Origin of the sequence: Arthrospira sp. PCC 8006, assembly GCF_046480465.1 — a bacterium.
GTDB lineage: Bacteria > Cyanobacteriota > Cyanobacteriia > Cyanobacteriales > Microcoleaceae > Limnospira > Limnospira platensis.
The window spans coordinates 1-6,101 of record NZ_PKGG01000268.1 but is presented as its reverse complement, the minus strand read 5'-3'; the positions used below and the strand labels follow the sequence as shown (position 1 = coordinate 6,101).

Genomic DNA, 6,101 nt, shown 5'->3' with positions numbered 1-6,101 from the left:
TGTGCTGGGAAACTCGCGAGCACGGTTTGGAATGGGAGGGGTAGGCTGTGAAGTTTATCTCGACCCCTAACAAAATGCTCTTACCGTGARCCATGAATACCTACTGTCCAAAATTCATTGTCCAAGCCGCCTAAAAAGAGACCTGAAACAATGGCTCAAAGCGGGAGTGCTAGATAACGGTGTATTCGAGGATACAGAAGCAGGGACACCTCAAGGAGGGGTAATAAGTCCAATACTCGCTAACATCGCACTGTTGGGGATGATTAGGTTAATTGAAAAACTGTACCCTAAGAAAACAGACAATCGCCCGTATGCGAATGTCATAAGATACGCCGATGATTTTGTGGTCATCTCCAAAGACCTAGGAATCATTGAACAGTGCCAAACTGCTATTTCTGAATGGCTAAAACCTGTAGGCTTAGAAATAAAATCTGAAAAAACTCGAATCTGCCACACGCTCAAATCTACTGAGTATGATGGTAAAACAGAAAAACCAGGGTTCGACTTTCTAGGATTCAATATCAGGCAACATCCAGTAGGAAAATATAAATCTGGGAAAACAGGSGGASCWRMRAGCCGATTAATCGGACATAAAACCCACATAAAACCCAGCCAWAAAGCAGTTAAAGCCCATACAGAAGTGATTAAAGGTGTAATMGAACAACATAAAACAGCACCTCAGTCAGCCCTGATTAGCAGACTAAACCCGATTATCTGAGGATGGTTAAACTATTATTCAGCGGTAGTCTCAACCGAGACATTCAACAAACTAGACAACATAGTTTGGCAAATGATACGGGCATGGACAGTGTCAAGATGCGGAAAGGCAAGCCATGAAAAGCTAAGGAATTACTTCAGAAATGGAACAGTTAAACTTAGCAATGGGAAAGAAAGACATGAAACTTGGTTGTTCCAAACCAAAGATGGGTTACATCTATACAAACACAACTGGACTCCAATTGTCAGACATACCCTAGTGCGCCCTGACGCAACACCATACGATGGAAATTGGACTTACTGGGCAACCAGGAAAGGTCAAGCAATCGACACGCCAAATAGAGTTGCAAAACTACTCAAGAAACMAAAAGGTAGATGTACCTGGTGTGGGCAATTCTTTACCCCGTCAGACTTGATTGAAGTAGACCATATTGTACCTAGAAGCCAAGGCGGAAAGGATGAATACAAGAATCTTCAATTATTACATCGCCATTGTCACGATGATAAAACAGCTCTTGATGAAGAGATGTTGCTGTACTCTTAACAAGGAGACGGTCAAACTAGGAGCCGTATGAGGTGAAAGTCTCATGTACGGTTCTGCTGCTGAATGGGAGGGGTAGACCGTGAGGTCTATCTCGACCCCTAATAGAATACCCGGTTAGATTGCTCTAGCAATTAACGAAGGTGTAAACTTAATATTGGTTTTGCCCCTGATGCGGTAACTCCAAGCGATCGCCCCCCTACTGTGGAGATTCCTAATAATATGCCCAGAACTCAACGTAACGATAATTTCATTGATAAGACTTTTACGGTCGCGGCTGATATGCTTCTGAAAATGCTACCTACCAGCCGGGAGGCAAAAGAAGCCTTCGCCTACTATCGCGATGGAATGTCGGCTCAAGCTGATGGAGAATATGCAGAAGCTCTCGAAAACTATTATGAGGCTCTCAAACTTGAACAAGATCCTAACGATCGCAGTTATATCCTCTATAACATTGGTTTGATTCATACCAGCAACGGCGAACATGACCAAGCTCTAGATTATTACCATCAAGCAATTGAACTCAACCCCCGCCTTCCCCAGGCTCTCAATAATATTGCTGTTATTTTCCACTATCGCGGCGATCGCGCCAAAGAAGCCGGAGATCCCGATGCCGCAGAACAAGCCTATCGGGAAGCCGCAGAATACTGGAAACGGGCTATTCGTCTCGCTCCTAATAACTACATTGAAGCTCAAAACTGGCTGAAAACAACAGGCCGCAGTGATATTGATGTTTACTTCTAAATAGGAGTTTGATTACCAGCATGATTGACCGCGAAGAAGTCCGCAAAGTGGCTCACTTAGCTCGCTTACAACTACAGCCCTCGGAAGAGGAAAAGTTTACTAAGGAATTGAATGGTATTTTGGATTACTTTGAACAACTCAAGGAGCTGGATACCGAAAAAGTCGCCCCTACTATGCGGGCGATCGATGTCAGCAATATCACCCGTCCTGATCAACTTGAACCCTATCCAAATCGCGACGCTTTACTCGCCGCCGCCCCAGAACCTGATGGGGATTTCTTCCGAGTTCCTCAAATTCTCAGCGACGAAAATTAATCCTTTCAAAAATCGATAATCGGCAATGGGCAATCGGTAATCGGTAATTAATTATCAATTATCAATTGTCCATTATTAATGGTTTTAAATCTTCAACTAAAATGGCAAAAAACATCTCAGAATCCACTTCTGAGATCACCCAGCTATTAACATCTAATTTGGGTTTATGGGTGCGCTCAAACCAAGTTAGACCGCGAGTTGAGAGTCCTTGGGTTTCTATCTCAACCTGAGCCCGGTAAAACTTGAATAATTCCGGGTAGAATATATAAGCTATGGTAGCCGCATCATGCACTAAAAAACCAGGAATACCACGAGTGCGACGGTTTTTTAAAGCTGTTGTGATCATGAACTTCACCAAACCAACCATAAATTTTGCGATCGCACTTTGGGGATTAACTGCGGCTATGCGATCGCTAATTTCTGGGGTGAAAATTAAATGCTGGGTAACATCTAAGGAAATCATCACCAAATCATGGCGACTGGCGAAAACAGTAGCCGCCGCTTCCGGGTTATAAATAATATTAAACTCTCCATGGGGGGTAACATTTCCCCCCAAATGAAAAGAACCCCCCATAATCACAATTTCCCGCGCTAACTTGAGAATACCTGGGCGTATTTGTTCTGCGGCGGCTAAATTAGTTAAAGGGGCGATCGCTGCTATAGTAATTTCCCCTGGATATTTTTCTAAACAGTCAATAATCACCTGTGGCGAACCCAAAGCCTCCTCAAAATTATGGGTAGGCGGCGGTAAAGTATCCGACAAATTCCCGATACCATCATCCCCGTGAATATGACTAGCATTTCCCACCAAAGAATTAACCCCCATCACCCCACGACCCACCGTCACCCCATCCATTCCAGTCCAAGCCAGAACCTGACTAGCCGTGGTAAAAGTGCGTTGAGCCTCCACATTTCCTTCTGCAGTTGTCACCGCCACCAATTCAGCCATACCTTGGCTAACCAAACTTTGCAACCATAGCAAAGCGAACACATCATCCCCACCTGGGTCAGTATCTAAGAGAATTTTTCTCGGCTTTATTGTTAATGTCATATTGCCAGCTAATTCTTATTATTAGAATTGGGTTTGGGTGGACGAGGTAAATAATTATTACTCTCAGTTTTTTGCATTTGTTTAACTACCAAAAGCAAACGTTTTATATGAGGTTTAATAATTGTCTCGTTTTCATTAGATATGCGTTCTATTTCAGCCTGAATTTGAGACACATCACCCGCCTGCCGCTGAACAGGAGTTGTCAATTTACCCTGTTGATTTTGTAATAATGCGATCGCATTTTGTAACTCAATCACACTACCCTGTAAAGGGGCAATTTCCTGGTGAAACTGCTGTTCCATCTCATCCAAAGCCTGAGACATTTCACTCTGAAACGAAGCCACAGACTCCGTTAACACAGCCACCTGTTTTGACCCACGAACCCTCATCAATTCATCCTCACTTACAGGCTCTGGTAATTGGCTTTGTAGTGCCTCAATATCTCCCCTTAGTTGTTGGCGCAACCCCAAAATTGCCCGCACCGCCTTTTGTTCCAAAACCTCCACCGACTCCCTAACCTCAACCACATCAGCCTGAGTTTCCCCCATAGACTGTTGTAGGCGATGTCGGTTAGCAACATTAAGAGAGAGAGCCACAGTCAGAGGCGCAACCCCATAGAAAGCCTGACCCGAAAGCGCCACCACCACCGACCCAATAGCAGAACTTGCCAAAGAAATATATTCTGCCCACTCCAACCAGTGGCGCTGAGGTAAAGACGAGGCTAACAGATCAGACTCTGACGAATTAGGTTTGGGCATGGCAGCACTGTGATTATGGTTAAGTACAGATTGATTTGGGTGAGAAATCGGAGAAAACATAGCCATGATTTCAATTTAGGTTAAAAGTGAGCAGGTCGATTATGCTACAAGCAATTATGTTATAATCCCAGTCTAATCCGTAATTGTCCGATATGTTGCCTAGCAGGAGTTATCCGTTTTATGGAACCAAAACAAAACCAGGGATTCGCCAAAATTCGTCCATTTTTGAGTATTGCCACGTTTATCGGACTCCTGATTGGGGTAGGTTTACTGACCCTTAACCTTATGTTTGCCCTCATTGACAAATTCAGCTAATCTTCCTCAATCCTTAATGTAGGAACTTACGCACCTGATACTCATAGCTTTCAATAATCGGCATTTTCAGATCACCCATCGCTAGGTCTAGCTTTTCTAAGGCTTCTGTGGGAATGGATTTCCACTGTTCGCGAGTTTCCCAGCGAATTACTAGGATCACCTCTTCGAGTTTGGGGTCAACCCAAGTTTCCTTACCAATAAAACCCGGAAACTGCTTCAGTCCTTCCGTCCAAACCTGTTCATCCTTCTGAATAAAGGCTTCCCACAGTGTTGGGGGAACCTTAAACCGTAACCATTCAATCACCATATCATTAGACCAATTATCAGATTAGCGCTTAAAAAAGCTACTAGCTAGTCGCAGCACACCCGCAATATCAGCCTCTCCATCACCGGTACTATCTAAGAAACTCGTCAAAACCGGATTTTCGCCTTTTTGTGGATCTTGGCTATTAGTCCCAGTTTGCAAAAAGTTCAAAACCACAGGAACCAATAGGGGCAGCAAACTTCTAATAGTCTGAGCATTAACTCCGGTGCGCTGTTCGACCGCTTCAATCAGTCGATTTTGCGTTTGGGGAGAAAATAGCAATTGTAGCACAGCAGGATTCGCTTGGATACCACTATACTGATTAACAAAGGATTGTACTGACTCCTTGCCTTCCTGGTTGCACTTTTCCTTGAGTGCCGATCGCACATAGTCCCCCACCACAGACATCACCGCCTGGGTGGTTTCCGGAGACCCACCAAAGTTAACCCCTAGCTGTTGTGCCGTATTTATGAGATCATTAATTTGGTTAGTGTTGGCTTGCAGTGCTGGGTTATTCAATGCACCGACAATTTGATCAAATAGTTTCATGGACAATTACCCGTCATTCACTAAATTTACTTCTAGTGTACCCCTAGCGCCATCACCATGCCAAAACCAAAATTTGCAGATAGCCTGGGGACTATCAAAGTTCCTTGACCCATGCACACTGTTGAGCGTGCATCTCTCAACTTCATTAAGTTTATCAAAGGTTGCTCAAAATTGACTTATTAAAATGCTAGAATACTTGTCCAGTAGGTTCTCACCTTCTGCTCAACTTGATCCTGAATGTGCCGCCTGAATTATAGATACCGATAATAATATCAGACATCCCCAAAATCTAAAATTCTGACAGCCATCAGAACCGAGGGTTACGCCTGGTATTTTGTAGACCTTCCTGGCTAATTGTAAAGCAACGGATGCCTCAAACCTCACCCAAACCCAATTCTTCAAATACCCTAACTCCTTGGGGGTTGTCTCTGCCGTTTTTCAATAATTTGGGAATTCGGCAAAAAATTAGTAGTGGCTATATGATTGTTCTCGGTGTAGCCGTCGGGGGGGTGTTAACCGGATTTGTAGTTAACACAGTTCTCACCAATAACAGTAATAAACAGTTTAAGATTAATCACAACCAAGCCCATTTTTTAATTAACTTAGATACGAATATTTTTGAYCTCAAAGACCAGCAAAAAAAGCTGGTTAATAATATCAACAACCCCGACAAAATCTTAATCATAATTTCCCAAATTAGGTCAGAAATTTTTCAATTACAACTGGCTCTGAACAATTGGCAGGAAGTGCCTAGCACCACGGACCCTAAAATCCAGCCAGACTATCAAAGATTACAAGAAATTTTGCA

6 protein-coding genes and 2 pseudogenes are annotated in these 6,101 nt (G+C 43.5%); 4 read left to right on the top strand and 4 right to left on the bottom strand.

Annotated features, from left to right (window positions below):
- Positions 1 to 85 precede the first annotated feature (85 nt).
- The 3 genes and pseudogenes from B9T16_RS24650 (at position 86) to gatC (ending at position 2,316) form a co-directional block, all read left to right on the top strand.
- A pseudogene (locus B9T16_RS24650) lies at positions 86 to 1,261 on the top strand (group II intron reverse transcriptase).
- Between the two features lie 219 nt (positions 1,262 to 1,480).
- The gene (locus B9T16_RS24645; protein ID WP_006617171.1) at positions 1,481 to 2,002 is read left to right on the top strand and encodes a photosystem I assembly protein Ycf3; all 522 of its coding nucleotides are present in this window, start codon (positions 1,481 to 1,483) and stop codon (positions 2,000 to 2,002) included.
- A gap of 20 nt (positions 2,003 to 2,022) precedes the next feature.
- Positions 2,023 to 2,316: an Asp-tRNA(Asn)/Glu-tRNA(Gln) amidotransferase subunit GatC gene (gene gatC / locus B9T16_RS24640; RefSeq protein WP_006624110.1), complete on the top strand. Its 294-nt coding sequence runs from the start codon at positions 2,023 to 2,025 to the stop codon at positions 2,314 to 2,316.
- 61 nt (positions 2,317 to 2,377) lie between these two features.
- Here the strand turns inward: gatC and B9T16_RS24635 are convergent, their stop codons facing one another.
- The 4 genes from B9T16_RS24635 to B9T16_RS24620 form a co-directional block, all read right to left on the bottom strand.
- Positions 2,378 to 3,367, bottom strand: a complete 990-nt coding sequence (locus tag B9T16_RS24635; RefSeq protein ID WP_006617173.1) for a nucleoside hydrolase — start codon at positions 3,365 to 3,367, stop codon at positions 2,378 to 2,380.
- Positions 3,368 to 3,375: 8 nt separating this feature from the next.
- A complete protein-coding gene (locus tag B9T16_RS24630) occupies positions 3,376 to 4,191 on the bottom strand; it encodes a hypothetical protein (protein WP_006617174.1) in 816 nt (271 codons plus the stop codon).
- 262 nt (positions 4,192 to 4,453) lie between these two features.
- Positions 4,454 to 4,747: a TIGR03792 family protein gene (locus B9T16_RS24625; protein ID WP_006617175.1), complete on the bottom strand. Its 294-nt coding sequence runs from the start codon at positions 4,745 to 4,747 to the stop codon at positions 4,454 to 4,456.
- A gap of 21 nt (positions 4,748 to 4,768) precedes the next feature.
- Positions 4,769 to 5,293: a DUF937 domain-containing protein gene (locus B9T16_RS24620; RefSeq protein ID WP_006617176.1), complete on the bottom strand. Its 525-nt coding sequence runs from the start codon at positions 5,291 to 5,293 to the stop codon at positions 4,769 to 4,771.
- 368 nt (positions 5,294 to 5,661) lie between these two features.
- On the opposite strand from B9T16_RS24620, the pseudogene B9T16_RS24615 reads away from it, so the two are divergent.
- Positions 5,662 to 6,101: pseudogene (locus tag B9T16_RS24615) on the top strand (two-component sensor histidine kinase); the annotation flags it as partial.